Origin of the sequence: Promicromonospora kroppenstedtii, from assembly GCF_044389675.1 — a bacterium.
In the GTDB taxonomy this organism is placed as follows: Bacteria; Actinomycetota; Actinomycetes; order Actinomycetales; family Cellulomonadaceae; genus Promicromonospora; species Promicromonospora kroppenstedtii.
In genome coordinates this window covers 626,967-647,457 of record NZ_JBIRYI010000001.1, presented here as the reverse complement: position 1 = coordinate 647,457, position 20,491 = coordinate 626,967, and the positions used below count along the sequence as shown (strand labels likewise).

Genomic DNA, 20,491 nt, shown 5'->3' with positions numbered 1-20,491 from the left:
AGCGCGCTTAACCGGCCGAGGGGACCCCGCAGAGCTCGAGCGCGACGAGCGCGTAGGCCGCGTCCTCGGCAGCTCCGTCCTGCGTGAGCCCTTGGTTGACCACGACCGTGACCTGGCGCCCGCCGGCCGGGTCGGTGAAGCTGTAGGTGCCGTAGCCCGGAACACCGCCGACGTGGCCCCAGACCTCCTGACCGCACAGTTCGGTGCGCCCGAGCCCCAGGCCGTAGTCGAACCCGGGGAAGGCCGGAAGGGCCTGCTGCATCTCCCGCAGCAGCCGGTCCGGCAGGAGCCGGCCGCCGAGCAGCGCCGTGTAGAAGCGGTTCACGTCCGCGGTCGTGGACACGATGTCGCCGCTCGCCGGCGCGACCGACATGTTGTACACGGTCAGGTCGGTCAGCCGGGCCGGCGAGCCCACCGCCTCGTACCCGCGCATCGCCGGCCGAGGCAGCCCCGGCACGTGCCCGGAGACGTAGGTGTCCCGCAGGTCCGCCGGTCGCAGCACCCGCCGCTCCAGCTCGTCCGCGTAGTCGTGCCCGGTGACCCGCTCCACGAGCATGCCGAGCAGCACGTAGTCGGTGTTGGAGTAGCCGAACGCATCGCCGGGGGCCGGCGCGAGCGGCTCCCGGGTGGCGATCCCGACGAGCTCGGCCGGCTCGTGGTCCGTGAAGCGGGACCGCGCCACGAGCTCGGGGTCGGCCCACAGGACGGTCCCGTAGTCGAAGAGGCCGCTCCGGTGCTGGAGCAGCTCGCGCACGGAGATCAGCTCCGGGTAGGGCAGCACGCCGGGCAGGTAGCTCGTGACCGGGGCGTCGAGATCGACTCTGCCTTCGGCGACGAGGCTCAGCACCACCGTCGCCGTGAACGACTTGGTGACACTGCCGATCCGAAACCGCCCGTCGGCACGGGGCGCGCGGTTGGTACGGAGGTCGCCCGTCCCGGCGACGACGGTGCGCCGGCCGCGCTCGTCGCGGGTCTCGACAACGACGCCCGGCACGCCCGCCGCGACGATCCGCTCGGCCTGCTGGACCAGCGCCGCGGTCGACGGCGGCGGCGCGACCACGGCGGGACGGTCGGGTGCCGCGACGGCGGTCCCCATGGACGTCACGAGGCAGACGAGTGTGGCGACCGCGACAGCGCGGGGGTGCACGATGCTCATGCGGGCGACGCTATCGACGGGCCTGCACCGGCACAGCCGGGCTGGCCACCCTCATCGCGGTAGGGGTAGCCCCCGTGCGCCCGTCGTGCGGGAGGATGCACCCTGGGGGCGGTGGGAGCCGTCCCGGTCGAGGGGAGACGCTGTGACGGAGACGCGCAAGACCGGATCGAGCGGCCTGGCCCGCCGCGGGCACCTGCTGCGGCTCGGGGCGCCGCGCGACACCGCGGCGGTGCGGCACCTGGTGACGTTCCTCGTGGCGAGCGTCGTGACCGTGCTGGCCACGCGGGCCTACCTCGCCGCGACGGGCTACCCGCAGATCGGCGGGGGCGGGCTGCACCTGGCCCACGTGCTGTGGGGCGGGCTGCTGATGGCCCTGGCGATGATGCTCCTGCTGTCGTACGTCGGGCCGGTGCCGCGCTCGCTCGGCGCCCTGCTCGGCGGCGTCGGCTTCGGGCTGTTCATCGACGAGGTCGGTAAGTTCGTCACGTCCGACAACGACTACTTCTACGCCCCGACGGCCGCGATCATCTACTTCGTGACGGTGGTGCTGGTGCTCGTGGTCGAGGGGCTGCACGGCCGCCGTCCGCACCACCCGGCCGAGTACCTCGCCGTGGCGGCCGACCGGCTCGCCGCCGGCCTGGCCGGCGGGTTCACGGCGTCCGCACGCCAGGAGGCGCGCGAGCTCGCCGCCAGGGGCGCCGGCGAACCCGGCGCTCCCCTGGTCGCCGAGCTCGTGGACGCCGTGCCCGACGACGACGCCGACGTGCCCGACCCCGTGCGCACCGGGGTGCGGGGCGTGGTGCGGTGGCTCGACGGGCTCGTCGACCGCGCGTGGGCCGCGTGGCTGGTCATCGGCCTGCTCCTGCTCGTCGGCGCCGCGGAGGCGACCGTCGGCATGCGAGTCCTGGCCGGGCAGGTGACAGGGGTGCCGGCGTGGACGGGTGCCGCGATCCTCGCCGCGGTCGGGGTGTCCGTCGTGCTGCTCGTCGTCGGCGTCGTGGTCGGCCGGCGCAACCACCTCCAGGGCGCCGTCTGGGTGCGCCGCGCCGTGCTCGTGAGCCTGCTCTTCACCCAGCTCCTGGTGTTCCGGGCCGTGCGGTGGACGGCGGCGTTCGGCCTGGTCCTGGACGTGCTGGCGTTCGTGGCGCTGGAGGTTCTCCTGCGCGAGGAGCGTGGGGTGCGGGCCCGTACCACGTGACCCGCACCCCCGCTCAGGTCACTGCCCGGCCGGCCGCACCACGCGGGCCGAGCCGCCACCGAGCCGCGTCGGCTCCGCCACGGCGGTGAGCAGCCCGTCCGGGCCGATCTCGATGGCGGTCGCCGCCCCGATCGCGTTGGCGGTGGGCACGAGCGTGTGTCCGTACGCCGTCAGCGCGGTGCCGTAGGCGTCGACGTACGCCTGCTCGGCCGTCGTCCGCGTGCCGTTCTGCGGTGCCGCCCGGGGCGCGGCGATCGCCTCCTGGATCGTCATGCCGAGGTCGATCCGGTTGACCAGCATCTGGGAGACCGCCGAGATGATGTTCGACCCACCGGGCGACCCCAGCGCGAGCACCGGGCTCCCGTCCTGCAGGACGATCGTCGGCGCCATGGACGAGCGCGGCCGCTTGCCGGCCTCGATCCGGTTCGGGTCGTCGGCGTCGTACGCGATGCTGAAGTCGGTGAGCTCGTTGTTGAGCAGGAACCCGCGCCCGGGCACGACGATGCCCGACCCGCCGATCTGCTCGATCGTGAGGGTGTACTCGACCACGTCGCCCCACTTGTCCACGGCCGTCAGGTTCGTGGTGGACGTGCTCTCCGTGTCCTCGGGCACGGTGCCGGACGCGGGCGCACCGTCGCACACGCCGTCGTACGAGCGGGCGTCACCTGGCGCGACCGGCTTGGGCGCCGCGGCCTGCGGGTCGAGCAGGCAGACCCGCTCCTTGGCGAACGTGTCGTCCAGCAGCCCGTCCACCGGCACGTCCACGAAGTCGCCGTCCCCCAGGTAGGCGGCCCGGTCCGCGAACGCCAGCGCGCTCGCCTCGAAGAAGTGGTGCCGCGCGGCGGCGTCGTCCAGGGACTCCAGGTCGAACTGCTCCAGGATGTTCAGCGCCTCGCCCACGGTGGTCCCGCCCGAGGCCGGCGGTGCCATGCCGTAGACGTCGTACCCGCGGTAGGAGAAGACCGTCGGGTCGCGGTCCACGACCTCGTACGCCGCGAGGTCCGCGGGCGTCATCGAGCCGGCCGGAACCGGCAGCGAGGTACCGGCGGCGACCGGCGGTGCCTGCACGGCGTCGGCGATCTCGTGCGCCAGCTCGCCCTCGTAGAACGCCTCGACACCCCCGGCCGCGAGCGCCCGGTACGTCGCGGCGAGGTCCGGGTTACGGAACACCGAGCCGACGGCGGGGGCCTCGCCGTCCGGCAGGAACAGCTCGGTCGTGGAGGTGATCGCCTCGAACCGCGCCTGGTTGGCCAGGGTCTGGTCGTGGAAGAGCTGGTCGACGACGAAGCCCTGCTCCGCGACGGCCGTCGCCGGCCGCAGCGCCTGGCGCAGCGTCGTGGTGCCCCAGCGCTCCAGCGCACGGTCCCAGGTGGCCGGCGTGCCGGGGACGCCGACGCTGACGCCGCCGGTCACCAGGTCCGGGTAGAACGGGTACGGCCTGCCCGTCGCCGGGTCCACGAACGTGTCGGGCCCGGCGCCGGCCGGCGCCGTCTCACGCCCGTCGATCGTCTCGACCTCGCCGGTGGAGGCGTCGTAGTGCACGAAGAACCCGCCGCCGCCGATGCCCGCGCTGTACGGGTCGGTCACGCCGATCGCCGCGGCCATGGCGACCGCGGCGTCGGTGGCGTTGCCGCCCTGGCGCAGCACCCTCAGGCCCACCTCGGACACGACGGGGTCGAGGGAGCTGACCGCGCCGCCGTAGCCGACCGACGTAGGTACCCGGGGTGGTTGGTGCGAGCCGGCCGTGCTCGCGCCGGCCGGGCTCGCGGCGACCGATCCGGCCAGCACGAGCGCCAGCGCGCCCGCTGCCGCCGAGGAACGGACGACGAATCTCCTGCTCATAGGGCAAGTCCTCCTGGGTGTGTGCACTGCGTCCCGGTCGGGACGCCATGACTATGACGTGCGATTCACCCGAAAGGTTGTCTCCGTCCCCGGCGTGCCGGACCTGGTCACCGCAGGGTGCTCAGCACCGCGACCACCCCGTGCTCCTCGATCCGCCCCGTGACCTCGTCCGCGGCATCGATGACGGCGGCCGGCGCGTGCCCCATCGCGACGCCGCGCGCGGCCCAGGTGATCATCTCCAGGTCGTTGACCCCGTCCCCGACGGCGAGGGTCGCGCCCGGGTCCACGCCGACTCGCTCGCGGATCCGCTCGAGCGCCGTCGCCTTGCTCAGGGACAGCGGCGTGACGTCCACCCAGTCGGGCCCGGCCGGCGTGGCCGTGACACCCAGCTCGCGCAGGGGCGCCAGCAGGCTCAGCACCCCGTCACCGCGCAGGATCACGCGCGCGGCGGGGGCCTCCCAGAGCTCGGTGTCCGCGACGCGGCGCTGCTGCCCGTTGACCAGCCCCTGCTCGAAGACGCGGTCGACCCGGTACCCCCAGCCCACCTCCTCGACCCCGACCTGCACCGTGGGGAGCGCTGCGCGCGCGAGCCTGACCACGGGCTCGGTGTCGAACGAGTGCATCTTCTCGATCCGGTAGCCGCTCGGCAGGTCGGCGTCGACCCGGGCGACGACGGCGCCGTTGGACGCGACGGCCCAGCCCTGCTCGATGCCGAGCTGGCCGGCCACGGGGAGGATCCCCACGAGCGACCGGCCCGAGGCGAGCACGACGTGGTGGCCCGACCTGCGCACCTCCCGGACGGCCCCGACCGTCACGGCCGGCACGATCCCGTCGGCGCCCAGCAGTGTTCCGTCGATGTCGAGGGCGACCAGGGTGCGGGTCCTGACGCTTGCTCGGAGGGCGGCCAGAGGGGCCGTCCGCAGCTCGGTGGCGGTGGTGGAGGTCGACGTCACGGTGCCGGTCGTGTGTGTCATGCCTCTCAGACGCACACCCCACCGGGATGTCACAGCACTTTCCGGACGGATCACGGGCAGGGTGGGGGCATGACTGCGCGGAAGAAGCCCTCCCCCACCCTGACGACGCTCACCGTGGTCGTGCTGACCGTCGTGGCCTGGTGGATCTTCCTGGGCCGGGACGTCGTCCGGGAGGTCGATCCCGCGACCGGGAACGTCACCGGCCCGTACGACGCACCCCAGGTGATCGCGTGCGTGCTGGTGCTCGCCGCCCTGGTGGTGGTCGGCACGCTGTCCGCCCCGGCGTGGGCCGCGGTGCTCGCGGTGGCCGTGCCGTTCACGGCGGCGTGGACCATCCAGGCGCAGGCGACCGACGACTCGGGGCTCTGGGCCGTCGGCGCCCTGCTCGTGCTGCTGGGCACCCTCGCCGGGGGCGCGCTCATCGCCGTGGTCACCCGGGTGGTGGAGCGCCGCCGGGCGGCGCGGAGCACGACCGCGCCCTGACCGCCGACGAGGCCGGCGCCGGGTGAAGTTCGCCCGCGCCGTCGTGCGCCGTCCCGGGCGTCGGCATCGTGGCGGCCGAACGCCTGTCGCAGGCCATGGCCGTGCCGGGTACCCGCCGACAGGAGATGAGAGGCCTGCCGGACAGGCCGTGCGGCTTTCACCCGATGTGTCAGCAACGGTGCGTTCAGGCTAGGGTTATCGCCGGGTCAGGACGCGGCTCGTCGGCGCAGAGCGCACGAGGAGACCTGCTGTTGACCGCGGAACCCCTGGAAGTCGAGCGCGCCCTGACGCTCGGCGTGAACCACACCGTCGGCCGTTACCGATACCAGCTGGCGACCGAGGTGTGGTGGTGGTCGGACGAGACCTACCGGATCCACGGCTTCGAGCCGGGCGACGTGGTGCCGACCACGGCGCTGATGCTCGCGCACAAGCACCCTGAGGACCTGCCCTCCGCTCCTCAGGTCACCGCGTACGCCGCCGCGACCGGCAAACCGTTCAGCAGCGTGCACCGCATCATGGACGCCCGGGGGCAGGAGCGGACGCTCGCGGTGGTCGGCCAGGGCCGCCGCGACCCGCGCACCCGGCAGGTCGTCGAGCTCGTGGGTTACTTCATCGACGTCACGGCCGGGATCAAGGACCAGGCGAACCGCGAGGCGGACACGGCCATCCGGACGGCGGCCGCCGCTCGCGCCCCCATCGAGCAGGCCAAGGGCATCATCGCCTTCGCCCTGGGCATCGACTCGGCAGAGGCCTTCGAGCGGCTGCGCAGTGCTTCCAACGACCACAACGTGGCGGTGCGCGACGTCGCGCGCCGGATCGTGGAGCTGACCGGAGCGCGGAGCACCGCGGCCGACGTCATCGCCGTGCTGACCGCGCCCCGGCCGCCTCGGCCGCCGGTCTGACGTCGCCGGCCCCTGCCGGTCTCAGTCCCGGCCGGCCGAGCTCAGCGACCGCAGGAACTCGTCGACCACGGACCGTTCCGCCACGTTCACCAGCACGGACGACGAAGCGAGGTCCACCAGCGACCCGGCGATGTCGCGCACCGGGACGTTGGTCTCGTTGGACACCCGGCGCAGCAGCTCGAACGCCGTCGTGTGCTCCAGGGAGTAGGTCATCATCAGGATGCCCTTGGCCTGGTCGATCACCGCCCTCCGCTCCGACGAGGCCTGGATCGAGACCGAGGCGTCGCGTGCCGCGGCCGCCCGGTGCGAGCCCGTCACGTCGATGAAGTAGCCGGACAGCTCCGCAACCTCGCCGGTGTCGGGATCGCGGCGGGCCTCGCCGGTGATCACGAGGGTGCGGGTGCCACCCTGGGCGTCGAGGACTCGGTGCACGGAGCTGAAGGCCCTGCCGGACTCGGCCGCCTGCTTCAGCACCCCGTCGGTCTGCCCCAGGTCGTCCGGGTGCTTGTGCGCGAGCATGAGCGCGGTGGTGGGCACCACCTGGCCCGGCTCGAACCCGTGCATGCGGTAGACCTCGCTGGACCACGACCACGTCTCGGTCGCCAGATCGAGCCGGTAGCGCCCGAGAGGTGGCAGGTCACCGCCGTCGAGCACCTCCTCGACCTTGTCCTCCATCGGGAACTCCCCTCCGTCGCGGGATGCTGCGGCGAACACCAGCCTCATCACGGGACGCCGCCACTCGCACGTCAGGCGCGGACGCGGCGGACCGGACGATCGACGCCGCCCTCGCGCGGCGCCGGCTACCCGAGCCGCGTCCGGGCGTACCCCACGGCGAGCAGCACCCCCGCCGCCGCGAAGCCCGCCCACGGCCAGCCGGGGCCTGCGAGCGGCCCGGTCAGCAGCGCCCCGACCAGCGACGACCCGACGACGCCGCCGAGCGCGAGCGCCAGCCCGTTGACGCCGAACCGGGTGGCGACGGACGCGGCGGGCGCCCCGGCGGCCACGACCGCGCTCATGGCGGGCTGGAACACCATCTGACCGAGCGTGAACACGGCCATCCCGGCCACGAGGGACCCGAGGCCGGGGCCGCCGCCGAGCAGGGCGATGCCCGCGCCCATGGTGGCGGTTCCGAGGGCGAGCACCACGGGCAGCCGGAGCCGGTCCTGCAGCCGGCGGGTCACGGGCACGGTCGTGGTGAGCACGAGCACGGCCGCGGCCGCGTAGGTCGCGCCGACCCCCACGCTGCTGCCGAGCGCGCTCTCCAGGCGCAGGGGCACCACGAGCTGGAGCTGGGTGAAGATCGCCCACGCCCCCGCGTTGAGCAGCAGCAGGGCGGCCAGCCCCCGGCGCGCGTCGCGCCGGGCGGCTCCGGACGGGCGGCCGGTGGGGCGGGCGACGGGCGGGGTCGCCGCCCCCGGCTCGACCGCGCGGCCGAGCCCCCACCAGGTGAGTGGCGCGGCGGCGAGGAACAGCAGCGCCGCGACGCCGCACACGACGTCGAACCCGGCGGTGACGAGCAGCCCGCCGAGCAGCGGCCCGACGACGAACCCGGCGTTGCTCAGGGCCTCGCGCCGCGCGAAGACGTCGGGCCGCGCGCTGCCGAGCCGCGCGTACGCCGCGTAGCTCGCCGGGTGGAACAGCGCGCCCCCGAGCCCGATGGCGAGCCCGGCGGCACCGACCGCGACCGGCGTCGTCGCGAGGGCCAGCGCGCCGAAGCCCGCTGCTCGCACGAGCACGCCGGCCACGATGGTGCGGCGCACGCCCCACCGGTCGGCGAGCACCCCGGCGGGGAGCTGGAGCCCTTGCTGGGCGGCGGCCCGGAGGCCCGCGAGCAGGCCCACCAGGGCCAGCCCGAAGCCGAGTCGCTCCGAGAGGTGCACGGCGAGCAGCGGGACCAGCAGGTAGAAGCCCGTGGCCATGACGAACGTGTTGACGTAGAGGGCGGTCATCACGGCCGGCCGGGGCGACGGCGTACCGTCCGATGAGGTCACCGGGGACCGAGCACCTCCGCGAGCGCCGCGAGCTTGCGGGGGGTGTCGTACGCGCCGCCGCCCTCGTGCTCGTTGTACGGGAACACCTCGATCTGCGCCGGCCCGCCGTACCGGTGGTAGGCGGCGAAGACGGTCGACGGCGGGCAGATCTTGTCCATCAGCGCCACGGAGAACCAGGCGGGGCAGGTGGCACGGGCCGCGAAGTTGGTGGCATCGAAGTAGGAGAGCGTGTGCATGGCCGTCTCGATCTCGTACCGGTGTCCCTTGAGCCAGCGGGCGATCTCGGCATAGGGGCCGGCGTCGGTGATCTGGGAGGCGCGCCGGTAGTGGCTGAGGAACGGCACGTCGGCGATGACGCCGGCGAGGTCGTCGCGCAGCCCGGCGACGGCGAGTGCGAGGCCGCCGCCCTGGCTGCCGCCCAGCACGGCGACGCGTCCGGGGTCGACGCCGGGGAGCTGCCCCACGGCGTCCACGGCGCGGACGGCGTCGGTGATCAGGCGGCGGTAGAAGTGCTTGGCGGGGTCCTCGATGCCGCGGGTGAGGAACCCGGGCGACGAGGAGCCGTGCCCCTCGGGGGCGACGTCGGGGGTGTCGGCCGTGGTCTTGCCGCCCCCGCCCTGCCCTCGGTTGTCCATGACCAGGTGGGCGTAGCCGGCGGCGCTCCAGGTGAGCCACTCCCAGGGCACGCCGCGCCCGCCGTTGTACCCGATGTACTGCACGACGGCGGGCAGCGGCCCGGTGCGGTGGCGCGGCAGCAGCAGCCATGCCTTGACGGGCTGGCCCGCCCACCCCGAGAAGGTCACGTCGTGGACCTCGACGGTCGCCAGCCCGGCGTCGGACGGCACGGCGACGGGCTCGGCCGCCGCGGCCGCGGCGGTGTCGAGCGTCTGCTTCCAGAACGCGTCGAAGTCCGCCGGCTCCTCGGGCTCGGGGCGGTAGGCGCGCAGCTCGTCGAGCGGTTTGTCGAAGAGGGCCATGGATCTCCTCCGGGTGGGTGGGTGGGTGGGTGGGTGGGTGGGTGGGTGGGTGGGTGGGTGGGTGGGTGGGTGGGTGGAGCGGTCGGGTGGTCAGAGGTCCGAGAGCGGCCCGACGTCGGCCGGGTCCAGCGGGTGCCGCAGCACGGGCGCGGTGGACACCTCGTCGGCGCCGACGTCGGGGTGCTGGTCGCGCGGCTGCCCGTCCATGTCGTCGACGACGAACGGGTAGGTGCCCACGGCGGCGTCGACGGCGGGTCCCTGGCGCAGCCGCCAGAGCCCGCCCGTGCGGACGAGCTGCGGGTCGACGACCCGGATCTGGCCCGGCTGGGCGGTGATGCCGAGCGTCGCGCTGCCCTGCGGGAGGGCGATGTTGCCGGCGAGGGTCAGGCCGTCGGTCGGCTTGTGCTCGGCGAACAGGCGGCCGGTGGAACCGACCACGACGTTGTTCGCGACCGTGACGTCGGCCGGCGGGTAGACGTAGTTGGCGCCGAGCTCGACGTTCGACACGTTGTCGACGAACGTGTTGTGCACGATCGTCGCGCGGTGCACGCGCCAGTGCGCGGAGGTGGAGCCGGTCCCGTCGACGTCGCCGCCGTCGACCTGGAGGGCCGCCGTGTAGCCGGACCCGGCGAGGCTTTCGAAGTAGTTGTCGTGCACGCGCTGGTCGTCGCCGTACAGGCGCACGCCGCCGGTGCCGGCCTTGCCCCCGCCGAGGAACACGTTGCCGTGGATCTCGTTGCGGTCCCCACGCCTTGCGACGACGGAGCCTGCCGACGTGCGGAACGTGTTGTACCGGACGGTGTTGTCGTCGCTCTTCAGGGAGACGATCTCCGGGTCGGAGTCGCAGTTCTCGAAGAGGTTGTGCTCCACGACGGCGAACGAGCTGGAGTCCGAGATGGCGGACACACCGAGCCTGATGGCCTCGCCGCCGTTGACGGGCTGGGCGGGACTGTCGGAGAAGTAGTTGTGGTCGATCCGGTCGTGCTGCGAGATCTGGGTCGCGCCGCCGTAGACGGTGACGTAGTTGCCCAGCACGGTCTTGCCGGCGAACGCGTTGTGGTCCACCCGGTTGTACCCGCTCCCCTCGCCCGCGACCGACACCCAGTGCCGCGAGGAGGACGGGTCGGCCGGGGGCTCGAACGCCAGCCGGAAGTCGTTCCGGGTCAGCCGTACGTGCGTGGACGCCTCGATCTTGAGCGTGGCGGCGTTGCGCCAGGCCAGACCGCGGACGACGACGTGGTGCGACCGCGCGACCTCGAGCTGGCCGCCGGTGACGACGGCGCCGCCGAGCGTGGCGCCCTCGATGACGATCGGGTGCTCCTCGGTGCCGGCCTTGTCGGCCAGCTTGACCATGGAGTACTCGCCGTCGGCGAGCACGATGCGGTCGCCCGCGGCGGCAGCGGTGAAGGCGGCCGCCAGCTCCGCGCTGGTGCTCACCCGGACGGTGCGCAGCGGGTCCGCGGCGGCGCGGACGGCAACGGCGGCCGGGCCGGCGCCCGTGACCGGGCCGGCGCCCGCGGGCGCCGCGACGGCCGTGGACGCGAGCGCCAGGCCGAGGGCCGTGGTGACGGCGGCGCGGCGGGCCCACGAGCGGGATCGAACGGAGTGCAGGTTCATGGTGCTACCTCCTGGATCGATGGAGCGGACGTGATCGGGTCAGACGAACGCGGCGGTGACGGTGGCACCGCGCAGGGCGGCGCCGTCGGCGAGGAGCCGCCAGCCCGCGCCGCGGCGGGTCACGGTGACGCCCGCGTCGGCAGCGGCGAGGGTCAGCCCCGGGACCTCGAGGTCGACGACGACCTGGGCCCGGGCCTGGGTCGGGTCGCTCAGCGCGATGCGGGTGGGCCGCTGCCCGCGCGCGGCCGGGTCGGTGTGCAGCACGACCGACGCGGCGCCGTCGGCGACGAGGGCGCCGGAGTCGTCGGGCGCCCCGGCCGCGCACTCGGCCAGGGACACCCGCCCCGCGGCCCAGAAGTTCGCGGCGACGGTCCCGCCGAGCGTGACGGCGTGCACGGCCTGGTCGCGCGCGAGCACGCGCAGCCCCGCCGTCGTACCGCACGTCTCGGAGAAGGCGCGCGTCCCGGCCGGGCTCGCGCCGGGCAGCAGCACGTAGGCGTAGCCGGCGTCGGCGGGCGCGGCGCCGTGGTCGAGCCAGGCCGTCAGGTACGGGCGGGTGACGGGGGTGTCGGTGCCGTACTTGATGTTGATCTCGCGCCAGGTGTGGGTGCGGTCCTCGCGCAGGGCGTGCAGGCGCGCGCCGTCGGGGAAGACGTAGCCGGCGGTTCCTGCCAGGTGGCACCAGCGCACGCCGTCGGCGACGGCGGACCAGCCGGGCGTGACGCGCTGGTCCACGCCGTCGACCACGAAGGCCGCACCGTCGCGCACCTTGCGGTTCTCCACCACGGTCTCGACGCCCGCGGCGCCGGGCGCGGTGACGCCGGAACCGAGGCAGACCACGGCGTCGTCGATGAGGAACCAGCTCTTCAGCGCCCGCAGGTCCGAGCCCTGGGCGCGCAGGTCCTGCCCGTAGCTGCCCAGGGTGGTGCCGGGCAGGGCGGCGCCGCCCACCCAGGTCGCGTCGTTCGTGCTGCGATGCCCCTCGCCGTCCGCGCGGCGCGCCGTGTCCACGGTCGTGCCGGGCAGCCGGTAGGGGTCGACGGTGGGCCAGTAGTCCTCGCTGTAGTGCCCCAGGTCGTCCGTGTAGAGCAGCACCATGCCGTCCGAGAGGTGCCAGCCGTGCAGGTTCTCGTTCTGGATCGACTCGTAGTTGTACACGCGGGCCGAGTAGGCGCTGACGCTCACGGCGAAGCCGGGGCGGTGGTGCACCACCTTGTCCATGGCCGGGTACTGGCGGTGCGCCACGAGCGGCCCGCGCGGGGTGGGCCCGGCGGCCAGCAGCGCCTTGGCCGCGACGACGGAGGCGGGCGTCGTGCCCGCCAGGAAGTCGCGGTAGGTGTCCTCGGCGATCCACTGCGCCACCAGCGCCGTCAGGGTCGCCGCCTGGGCGGCCGGGGCCGACGGGATGAGCCGGAGCGTGCCCTCGACCACCGTCTGGGTGGAGGCGTGGCCCTGCTTGCTCGACCGCGCGATCTCGCGCCCGCAGACCGAGGCGACCATGTCGCCGCGCGCCATGAGGGGGTCGAACGCGTCGGTCACCCAGGCGTAGACGTTGTCCAGGGCCGGGTCGGTGACCTGCCACGGCGAGTCGCCCAGCAGGTGCAGCAGCGAGGACAGGGTGCCGAGCAGCTCCTTGCCGTAGCCGCCGTTGTACGGGTGCTTCCAGTGCTGCAGGAACGACCCGTCGCGGAAGAACCCCTCCCCCGTGCCCGCCGCGGCGGTGTCGTCCACGAAGGCGAGCACGCTGTTGGCACCACCGCCGTCGACGTCGCTCAGGGCGTCGCGGACCCGCAGCAGCGCGTCGCCGTCGCCGTCGAGCGCGGCGCGGACGGCGACCACCGTGGCAATCCACACGCGGTTGGCGCCCGTGGCGATCTGCCGGTCGGCGCGCCACAGGTTGGGGTCGGGCGTGTAGTGGTGGATCGCGGCCGTGGACCGGGCGAGGCCGGCGCCGAGGTGCTCGCGCAGCACCACGAGGGTGTCGGCCAGGGCCGAGGCGGAGCCGATCTCCCAGTCCCAGTCGTTGTCGAACCGCGCCAGGCCGGGACCGTAGATGTTCGTGTGCATCCAGTCGAGCCCGTCGGCCACGGCGTCGGCCACCGCGGCGTCGCCCGCGACCGAGGTGCCCGGTGTGGCCCACGCGACGGCGATCGAGCGCAGCCGCTTGAAGGCGGTCGTCACGTTGGTCGACCTGGTGCGGTCGGCGAGGTCGGCCCACAGGGCCGTGCGCCCCGCGGACCGGTCGAGCGTGGCCAGCACGGTGGTCGCCGCGCGGTCCACGCGGCGGACGGCCGCCGCGACGTGCGCGTCGGCCAGGTCGAGGCCGGGCCCGCCGGTCTGCAGCGCGGCCCAGCGCTCGACCAGCTCCGTGGTCGAGGACGCCGGGAGCGCCCGCGCGGGCAGGGTCAGGTACGGCGCCAGGGCGGCCATGCCCGCGAGCGTGCCCATGCCGAGCAGCACGGTGCGCCGGGACGGGCCAGGGGCCTCGTTCGTCAGGTCGTTCTCCATCACGGTCCCTCTCGTCGTCGAGGTGGTACGCAGTTGCGGCGGTACGTCGTACAGGTGGCCGTCGTTCAGCCCAGGAGCGTGCGGCGGCCGATCGCCGCGGCCATGGCGTCGGCGCCCGCGGGGCTGGGGTGCAGGCCGTCGCCGCTGTCGTACGCGGGCTGGAGGCGGGCGGGGTCGGCAGGGTCCGCGAGCGCGGAGGCGACGTCGGCCACGGCGTCGAACACGCCGGGCCGGCCGCTGCCCGCGTCGGCGAGCAGGGCGGCGTTGACGTACCGCCGCTCCCCCTCCAGGGCCGGCGTCCAGCGCTGCCAGCCGCCGAACGGCGTGATCGTGGTGCCGACCACGCGCAGTCCCTGGTCGCGGGCGCGCAGGACGAGCTGCCGGTAGCCCGCGAGGATGATCTCGGGGTCCGTCTGGCTCGGGGGCTGCTGCAGGTCGTTCACGCCGAGCACCACGAGCAGCGTGCCGGTGCCGGGCAGCGCGAGGGCGTCCCGGTCCAGGCGCGCCTGGCCGCTGGGGCCGAACCGCTCGTCGTCGAGCAGCACGCGGTTGCCGCTGATGCCGAGGTTGGCGACACCCACGGGCCCGCCGCGCCGGGCGAGCCGCCGGGCGAGGTGGTCGGTGAGGCGCTGGTCGGCGTCGTCGGGGGTGCCGACGCCCTCGGTGATCGAGTCGCCCAGCACGGCCACGCCAGGGGCGCCGGGGCGCTCCACGTCGACGCCGCACAGCAGCACGGCCGAGCGGGTCACTGCGGCATCGCCGGTGGTGAAGCCGTCGCCGGCGTCGGAGGTGCGGTCCCCCGCGGCGACGTAGCCGGTCGCGTGCAGGTTGCGGTGAATGCTCAGGGGCCCGGTCGGCCCGGGCAGGTGCAGGCTGACCACGAGGTCGCCGCCGTCGGGCACGGAGAACGGCACGGGGTCGCTGACGAGCGTCGCGCCGGCGGCGAGCAGGCCGCCGCTCTGGCCGCCGAAGGTCACGGGGGTCACGGTCCCGGGCGCGACACCGGGTCCGGCACCGCTCAGACCCGGAGCGCGGCGGGCCACGGTCACGGCGCCCACGAGCACGGGCTGCGCCGAGAACGTCCCGGCGAGGCGGACGCGCAGGCGGCCCCGCCCGCCAGGGGTCGTCCCGGCGCTGAGGCGGAGCACGTGCCGGACGGTCCGGTCGGTCACGCCGGTGGCGACCAGCGGGTCGGCCGCCGTCGGGCGGGTGTGGGCGGTGGCCCAGGACGGCACCCAGGTGACGGGACGGCGGGCGGCGGACGTCGGGGCGACATCGGCGACGGTGTCCGCGATCGTTCGGGCAGCGGCGCCTGGGCCGACCAGGAGCGCCCCGGTCGAGGCCAGGGCCCCGGTCAGCAGCGTGCGGCGGGCGAGCGGTGCGGTGCCGGTCATGCGTCCTCCGTCTGGTCGGGGGTGGTCGGGTCGGGCGACACGGTCTGGTCGAGGATCACGAGGCCCACCAGCACGGGCACGCTCGCCGACAGCAGCAGGGGCCCGGCGGGGATCACGAGCGAGAACACCGGCGTGGCGACGACGGCGCCCAGCAGCGCCGTCCCGCGGCTGACCGAGCCGAAGGCGAACCACAGCGCCTCACGTACCCAGGCGCGCGGCGTGCCCGCGGGGTACGTCCCCGCCACGACGGCGAGGGCGACGTGGTACGGCACGGCCACGAGCAGCAGGCCCAGCGCAAGCAGCACCAGCACCAGCGCGACGCCGCCGGTGCGCCCCACGAGGAAGGCGATGTCGGCCACCAGCAGGGCCAGGCCCGCCGTCGAGGCGAGCGCGTGCGGCAGCAGGGGCCGCGCGTAGGTGCCGAACTCGCGGAACACGCCCGTGAACGTGCGGGTCTCGTCGTCGGCGCGCCACGCCCGCAGCACGTGCGCGGTGGCCGCGAGCGCCGGGAGCCAGGTGACGACCCCCAGGCTCAGCACGGCGAACGCCGCGCCCGCGAGCACCGGGTGGGCGAACCACTCCAGCCAGCCCATGAGCGCGCGGGACCACTGGCGGGAGCCGTCGGGGCGGACCGCCGCGCGCGGGGCGGCGGCGGTCACGTGCCGGCTCCGAGCACGCGCGTGACGTCGTCGTCGGACCCGTCGGGCGGGCTCGCGAGCACCTCTCGCCCGTCGAGCCGGACGTGCCGCGCCCCCACGACGGCGACCCGGCGGTCGCCACCCTCGCCCGCGACCAGTACGGCACGGGCCTGCGCCGTCACGCCGTCGACGTCGATCACGCCGGCCGGGCCGGCGAGGTACGCGACCTCCCCCGCGCCGAGGTCGACTGCGACACCGGCGCGTGCGGGCAGGAGCCGGGCCGCCGGGTTGGCCGCGGCGTCCGTGTGAAAGGCGTCGAACGGCTCGATCACGGTCACGGCCAGCAAGTCGCGGGCGGGCGGCGGCGTCACCCGCAGGGTGTGCAGGCGCCGCGTGACCACGAGGTCGGGCGTGCTGGAGGTGGGGTTGGCCTCGACCTCGGTCACGACCCGCTCGGACCCGGCGCCCGGCGCGTACGTGGTGAGCCACGCCCCCGCCCGCCCGTTGCGGAGCTCGTTCGAGACGGCGCCCGGCTCCGGCGGCGTCGCCTCCCGCGCCGGGTGGTCGGCGTGGAACAGCAGCGTCCACGCCCGCGGCTGCGTGGCCCGTCCCCGGTCCACGACGACGGTGCGGCCCGACGGCAGCACCGCGATCGTCCGTTCCAGGGTCTCGACGCCGAGCTCCTCGGGATACATCCGCCCGGTGCGCGCGCGGCCGTGCAGGAACCCGCCCTCGGCCAGGACGTCGGCCATGTCGGCGGTCCGGGTCGGCGGGGCGTCCGCGTACACGTGGTAGCGGCCCTCCCCCGCGAAACCCTGGCCGTCCACCAGCACGAGGTTGTGGTGCCCGGCGCGCTTGCGGTTCGAGTAGCCCTCGTCGACCAGGAGCCACGCGCCGCGCGAGGCCAGCACGAACGAGCCGGCGTCGGGGTGGTGGTGGCCGGCGCTCAGGGTGTCCCAGCCGCGCTCCGCGTCGAGGCGGCGCGAGGTCTCCCAGGCGGTGTGCCCGCCGCCGGGCGAGGACTTGAACGACAGCAGCGTCGCGTCGTCGTCCCACGAGGTGCGGTGCACCAGCAGGCCGAGGTCGTCGAACGCGGCCTGCGTGGGTACCGACCCTGCCGGGTCGACGGGCGCGACGGCGGCGTCGTACCAGAGCAGCTCGGCCCACGCCTCGGGCAGCACGCCCGGGCGGACGCCGCTCTCGTACGCCTCGCGCCAGAAGAAGCGGTCCGCGACGGTGTCGGCGAGCCATTGCGCCTCGCCGAGGCCGTACCGCGCGGCGAGGATCCGGTACAGCGCGACGCTGTGCCCGCTGCGCCGGTCGTGGCAGTCGCCGTGGTCCACGATCTCCTCGTAGCCGGGCGCCGCCTGGTGCAGCCGGTACCAGAACGTGTTCGCGAGGAACCCGCAGCGGTCCCACCAGTCGACGCCCTCGGTGTGCTGGAGCAGGTCGAGGTACGTCGCGAGCCACGGCACGCCGTAGCGCCAGTACACGACGCCCTCCATGTCGGAGCCGTCCGCCGGCAGCACGTCCACCACGGTCGAGAACGCGGCCTTGGCCCGCTCGGTCCAGGCCCGCTCACCGAGCGCGTAGCCCACGGTCGCCAGCCCCGTGTGGCAGATCCAGTGGTGGTTCTGCCAGAACGAGCTGCTCCACCACGAGCCCTCGCTCGCCACGGCGAAGTCGTACAGCCGCTCGCCCTGGAGCGCGAGCTTGGCGCGCAGCAGCTCGGCGCGCTCCGGCCCCAGGTCGTCGCCCAGCCAGGTGTAGGCCAGCGACAGCCCGTGCAGGATCCACCCGGCGTCGAGGTCGTGGTCGGGCATGTGCGCCCGGCCCCAGTGCTCGAACGAGAGCGCCGCCGAGATCCAGCGCCACGCCTCCTCCAGGTAGTGCTCCTGCCCCGTCAGGCGGTAGGCGAGCGCGAGGTTCGCGGCCGCCGGGCCCAGGTAGGTGATGCTCGCCAGCGGGTGCTCCGCGGGCGGCGCGGTGCGCCGGTAGAGGTCGCACTGTTCGGCGAGGCGGCGCCACTGCGGTGCGAGGTCGCCGGCCAGGCGCGAGCGGAGGTCCGCCAGGCGCGCGTCGTCGAGCAGGAGCATCCGGGGCGCCGGCCGTAGCGCGTCAGCCATGGGCCACCTCGGCCGGCAGTGGGTGGACGTCGACGCGGCCGTCGGCGCGCCGCACCCGGACCTCGGCCGTGTCCAGGCCGAGCAGCTCGGCACCCGCACCGGGGCCGGTGCGGAACACCGACACCCACAGGGCCGCCGTCGCGTCGTGCGCCGTCCAGTCGACGTGAGCGCGCTCACGCTGCGGGTCGTCGGCCGGTCCCGGCCCCGGGACCACCACGGGGCGCACCGGCACCGGGCCGTCCGCGCCCGTGGCGCGGGCGGCGTGGGTACCGTCGAGCCGCTCCGCGCCGTCCCACGCGGTGCGCGCCACGTCTCCGTCCAGACGCACCTGGAGCGGCACGTCGGGGCGCAGCCCGAGCGTGAGCCGCCGCGGCCGGTCGGCCGTGGCGGCGACGACGTCGAGCAGGTAGCCGTCGCCGACGACGACGTGCCGCACCGCCCGCACGCCGTCGTACCAGGACGTCGCGTCGCCGCGGACCTCGACGGTCAGCGAGCGTTCGTCCCGGGCGAGCAGGATGCCGGCCGCCTCGGCAGGGTCGCCGTCGTCCACCCGCACGCACGGGTGCGCGACGGCGGACGCGTAGTGGTCACGCCAGGCCGGATGGCCGTAGGGCACCTGCCCGGGATCGGGCTGCCACGGGGTCCGCCGCCCGTAGAGGTAGAGCGCGAGCTTGTCGTGGTGCCCGTGCCCCGCACCGTGCGGGCCGTGGTCGAGCACGGCGTGGATGTCCCCGGCGCGCACCACGGAGATGCCCACCTCCTCGTCGACGCGCACCGCGGCGCCGGCCGGGCGGGCGACCGCCAGCGGCGGGCCCGCGAACCAGCCGCCGGGCAGGGCCCGCAACTCGTCCTCCAGCGTGTCGCCGTCCCCCGCCTCGCGGCGGGCCCGGGCCGCGACGGCACCGAGGCCGGCGTCCCCGACGAACCCGTCGGCGAGCGCGCACAGCTCCGTCCACTCCAGGGCGAGCGGGGCGCGCAGGTAGGGGCCGTCGTGCACCGCGGGCAGGATGCCGTCGGCGGTGGCCAGGCCCGCGAGCACGTCGATCATCGCCACGACCCGGTCGCGCGCCCGCTCCGGCAGGTCCGCCGGGTCGGTGCCGCGCAGGGACAGCAGGTAGGCCCGCAGCACGAAGCCGTGGTAGTACGTGCTGGCCTCCCACTCCCAGCCGCCGCGCGTGGTCGCGGCGAGCGCGTGGGCGAGCTGCCCGTGCTCGCCGGCCAGCCACTCGTCGTCGGCCACGGACACCGCCGGGGCGCCGTCGGCTCCCCCGCGGACGAGCGCGGCCGCACGGGCGCAGACCCGGCCGGAAGCATTCAGCCACGCGGTGTAGTTCGAGGTGAACCGACCCTCGGCCACGAGGCTGTCGCGGGCCGCACGGGCCGCCTCGGCGGTCGCGTCGAGCACGGGCAGCACCGGGCGCAGGGCCTCGGCCAGCTCCGGGGCCGACTCGGCGAGCGACCACACCGCGTGCCCGATCGAGACCGACCAGATCGCGTCGGTCAGCGCCTGGTGGAACAGCCGGCCGCGCAGCATCCAGTCCTGCGCGCGCTCGTTCTCACCGCCGCCGGTCACCTCGGCGTAGACCGCGGCGTACGCCGCGAGCAGCGAGACCGCCTCGGCCCGGTCGGCGGCGGAGCCGGTGCGGGCGGCCCGGTGCGCGAGCGCCCGGATGCGTCGCGCCCACGCCTGGTGGCTGAGCACCAGCCAGGCGCCGCGCACCGGCTCCGAGTCGACGCGGCAACCGTGCGGGCACCGCACGCCGTCCGCCGGCGGCACGGGTCCGGGGATGCCCTCGTGGGAGAGCTCGGTGCCGTGTGCCGGGCAGACGAACTGGTGCCACCAGCCGCCGCGCTCGCGCGACAGGCCGGACGCCACGGCCGCGTGCCCCGGAACGAGGGAGGTCATCGGGGCCAGGTCCCGCCGTCGACGTCGAGCGTGGTGCCCGTGATGTACGACGCCTCACGCGAGGCGAGGTACAGGACCGCCGCGGCGACGTCGTCCACGGTGCCGGGGCGGCCGACCGGCGTACCCGCGACCATCTTCCGCTGCGCCTCGGCGCTGCTGAACGTGCCGTGGAACGCGGTGTCCGCGATGTACCCGGGGGCCACGGCGTTCACCGTGACGCCCTGCGGCCCGAGCTCCTTGGCCAGGCCCTTGACGAACCCGCGCACGGCCGCCTTGGCCGCCGCGTAGACGACCGAACCCGGCCCGCCGCCGTTGTGCGCCGCGAGCGACGACATGGCCACGATCCGCGGGCGGTCCGACTCCAGCAGGTGCGGGATCGCGGCCCGGCAGGTGCGGAACGTCGCGCCGAGGTTCACGTCCACCACGGACGCGTAGTGCTCGTCGCTCATCTCGGCGACCGGCACACGGCCGATCAGGTGCCCCGCGTTGCAGACCACCACGTCGAGCCCGCCCAGGAACGCCACGGACTCCGCGACCAGCCGGTCCACGTCCTCGGTCACCGTCACGTCGGCGCGCACGGCGACGGCCTTGCGGCCGAGCGCCTCGACGTCCGCCACGGTCTGCGCGGCGGCGTCGGCCGAGCTCCCGTAGTGCACGACGACGTCGGCCCCCGCGGCGGCCAGGCCCAGCGCGATCCCCCGGCCGATGCCGTGCCCCGCGCCCGTGACCAGTACCCGTGCGCCCGTCATGTCCATCGCCATCGTCAGTCCTCTCGTTCG

16 protein-coding genes are annotated in these 20,491 nt (G+C 75.1%); 3 read left to right on the top strand and 13 right to left on the bottom strand.

Annotated elements, in window-relative coordinates:
* Nucleotides 1–7: 7 nt before the first annotated feature.
* Entirely contained in the window at nucleotides 8–1,156 is a 1,149-nt protein-coding gene (locus ACH47X_RS02900) for a serine hydrolase domain-containing protein (RefSeq protein WP_397401208.1), read from the bottom strand.
* Between the two features lie 142 nt (nucleotides 1,157–1,298).
* On the opposite strand from ACH47X_RS02900, the gene ACH47X_RS02895 reads away from it, so the two are divergent.
* Complete coding sequence (locus ACH47X_RS02895) at nucleotides 1,299–2,354, top strand: hypothetical protein (protein WP_397401206.1); 1,056 nt, start codon at nucleotides 1,299–1,301, stop codon at nucleotides 2,352–2,354.
* 18 nt (nucleotides 2,355–2,372) lie between these two features.
* On the opposite strand, the gene ggt is transcribed toward ACH47X_RS02895, so the two are convergent.
* Together ggt and ACH47X_RS02885 are read right to left on the bottom strand one after the other, a co-directional pair.
* Nucleotides 2,373–4,196 carry a gamma-glutamyltransferase gene (ggt, locus tag ACH47X_RS02890; protein ID WP_397401204.1) on the bottom strand — a complete coding sequence of 608 codons (1,824 nt, stop codon included), beginning with the start codon at nucleotides 4,194–4,196 and terminating at the stop codon, nucleotides 2,373–2,375.
* Nucleotides 4,197–4,303: 107 nt separating this feature from the next.
* The gene (locus ACH47X_RS02885; protein WP_397401202.1) at nucleotides 4,304–5,170 is read right to left on the bottom strand and encodes an HAD family hydrolase; all 867 of its coding nucleotides are present in this window, start codon (nucleotides 5,168–5,170) and stop codon (nucleotides 4,304–4,306) included.
* Between the two features lie 69 nt (nucleotides 5,171–5,239).
* Between ACH47X_RS02885 and ACH47X_RS02880 the strand changes: the two genes are divergently transcribed.
* Both ACH47X_RS02880 and ACH47X_RS02875 read left to right on the top strand, forming a co-directional pair.
* The gene (locus tag ACH47X_RS02880) at nucleotides 5,240–5,653 is read left to right on the top strand and encodes a hypothetical protein (protein ID WP_397401200.1); all 414 of its coding nucleotides are present in this window, start codon (nucleotides 5,240–5,242) and stop codon (nucleotides 5,651–5,653) included.
* 251 nt (nucleotides 5,654–5,904) lie between these two features.
* Entirely contained in the window at nucleotides 5,905–6,555 is a 651-nt protein-coding gene (locus ACH47X_RS02875; protein ID WP_397401198.1) for a PAS and ANTAR domain-containing protein, read from the top strand.
* A gap of 21 nt (nucleotides 6,556–6,576) precedes the next feature.
* Here ACH47X_RS02875 and ACH47X_RS02870 read toward each other — a convergent pair whose 3' ends face one another.
* From ACH47X_RS02870 to ACH47X_RS02825, 10 genes are all read right to left on the bottom strand, one after another.
* Entirely contained in the window at nucleotides 6,577–7,230 is a 654-nt protein-coding gene (locus ACH47X_RS02870) for a PAS and ANTAR domain-containing protein (RefSeq protein ID WP_397401196.1), read from the bottom strand.
* Nucleotides 7,231–7,355: 125 nt separating this feature from the next.
* Nucleotides 7,356–8,546 (bottom strand): MFS transporter, encoded by a 1,191-nt coding sequence (locus tag ACH47X_RS02865; protein ID WP_397401194.1) that lies wholly within the window; start codon nucleotides 8,544–8,546, stop codon nucleotides 7,356–7,358.
* Nucleotides 8,543–9,523 (bottom strand): acetylxylan esterase, encoded by a 981-nt coding sequence (locus ACH47X_RS02860; RefSeq protein WP_397401192.1) that lies wholly within the window; start codon nucleotides 9,521–9,523, stop codon nucleotides 8,543–8,545. The genes ACH47X_RS02865 and ACH47X_RS02860 overlap by 4 nt, the downstream gene beginning before the upstream one ends.
* Before the next feature lie 90 nt (nucleotides 9,524–9,613).
* On the bottom strand, nucleotides 9,614–11,140 hold the full coding sequence (locus tag ACH47X_RS02855; RefSeq protein ID WP_397401190.1) for a polysaccharide lyase 6 family protein: 1,527 nt from the start codon (nucleotides 11,138–11,140) through the stop codon (nucleotides 9,614–9,616).
* 39 nt (nucleotides 11,141–11,179) lie between these two features.
* On the bottom strand, nucleotides 11,180–13,648 hold the full coding sequence (locus ACH47X_RS02850; protein WP_397401188.1) for a polysaccharide lyase 8 family protein: 2,469 nt from the start codon (nucleotides 13,646–13,648) through the stop codon (nucleotides 11,180–11,182).
* 65 nt (nucleotides 13,649–13,713) lie between these two features.
* On the bottom strand, nucleotides 13,714–15,042 hold the full coding sequence (locus ACH47X_RS02845; protein WP_397401186.1) for a GDSL-type esterase/lipase family protein: 1,329 nt from the start codon (nucleotides 15,040–15,042) through the stop codon (nucleotides 13,714–13,716).
* A complete protein-coding gene (locus tag ACH47X_RS02840) occupies nucleotides 15,039–15,701 on the bottom strand; it encodes a hypothetical protein (protein ID WP_397401184.1) in 663 nt (220 codons plus the stop codon). Before ACH47X_RS02840 ends, ACH47X_RS02845 begins: the two co-directional genes overlap by 4 nt.
* The gene (locus ACH47X_RS02835) at nucleotides 15,698–17,806 is read right to left on the bottom strand and encodes a DUF4962 domain-containing protein (protein WP_397401182.1); all 2,109 of its coding nucleotides are present in this window, start codon (nucleotides 17,804–17,806) and stop codon (nucleotides 15,698–15,700) included. The genes ACH47X_RS02840 and ACH47X_RS02835 overlap by 4 nt, the downstream gene beginning before the upstream one ends.
* A complete protein-coding gene (locus tag ACH47X_RS02830; RefSeq protein ID WP_397401180.1) occupies nucleotides 17,799–19,712 on the bottom strand; it encodes a heparinase II/III domain-containing protein in 1,914 nt (637 codons plus the stop codon). The genes ACH47X_RS02835 and ACH47X_RS02830 overlap by 8 nt, the downstream gene beginning before the upstream one ends.
* On the bottom strand, nucleotides 19,709–20,473 hold the full coding sequence (locus ACH47X_RS02825) for an SDR family NAD(P)-dependent oxidoreductase (RefSeq protein ID WP_397401178.1): 765 nt from the start codon (nucleotides 20,471–20,473) through the stop codon (nucleotides 19,709–19,711). Before ACH47X_RS02825 ends, ACH47X_RS02830 begins: the two co-directional genes overlap by 4 nt.
* Nucleotides 20,474–20,491: the final 18 nt, after the last annotated feature.

Bases quoted from the DNA above. Each gene is read 5' to 3' on its own strand.
- ACH47X_RS02900 (WP_397401208.1), bottom strand. From the start codon at position 1,156: ATGAGCATCGTGCACCCCCGCGCTGTCGCGGTCGCCACACTCGTCTGC.
- ggt (WP_397401204.1), bottom strand. From the start codon at position 4,196: ATGAGCAGGAGATTCGTCGTCCGTTCCTCGGCGGCAGCGGGCGCGCTG.
- ACH47X_RS02885 (WP_397401202.1), bottom strand. From the start codon at position 5,170: ATGACACACACGACCGGCACCGTGACGTCGACCTCCACCACCGCCACC.
- ACH47X_RS02880 (WP_397401200.1), top strand. From the start codon at position 5,240: ATGACTGCGCGGAAGAAGCCCTCCCCCACCCTGACGACGCTCACCGTG.
- ACH47X_RS02870 (WP_397401196.1), bottom strand. From the start codon at position 7,230: ATGGAGGACAAGGTCGAGGAGGTGCTCGACGGCGGTGACCTGCCACCT.
- ACH47X_RS02860 (WP_397401192.1), bottom strand. From the start codon at position 9,523: ATGGCCCTCTTCGACAAACCGCTCGACGAGCTGCGCGCCTACCGCCCC.
- ACH47X_RS02855 (WP_397401190.1), bottom strand. From the start codon at position 11,140: ATGAACCTGCACTCCGTTCGATCCCGCTCGTGGGCCCGCCGCGCCGCC.
- ACH47X_RS02850 (WP_397401188.1), bottom strand. From the start codon at position 13,648: ATGGAGAACGACCTGACGAACGAGGCCCCTGGCCCGTCCCGGCGCACC.
- ACH47X_RS02845 (WP_397401186.1), bottom strand. From the start codon at position 15,042: ATGACCGGCACCGCACCGCTCGCCCGCCGCACGCTGCTGACCGGGGCC.
- ACH47X_RS02835 (WP_397401182.1), bottom strand. From the start codon at position 17,806: ATGGCTGACGCGCTACGGCCGGCGCCCCGGATGCTCCTGCTCGACGAC.
- ACH47X_RS02830 (WP_397401180.1), bottom strand. From the start codon at position 19,712: ATGACCTCCCTCGTTCCGGGGCACGCGGCCGTGGCGTCCGGCCTGTCG.
- ACH47X_RS02825 (WP_397401178.1), bottom strand. From the start codon at position 20,473: ATGGCGATGGACATGACGGGCGCACGGGTACTGGTCACGGGCGCGGGG.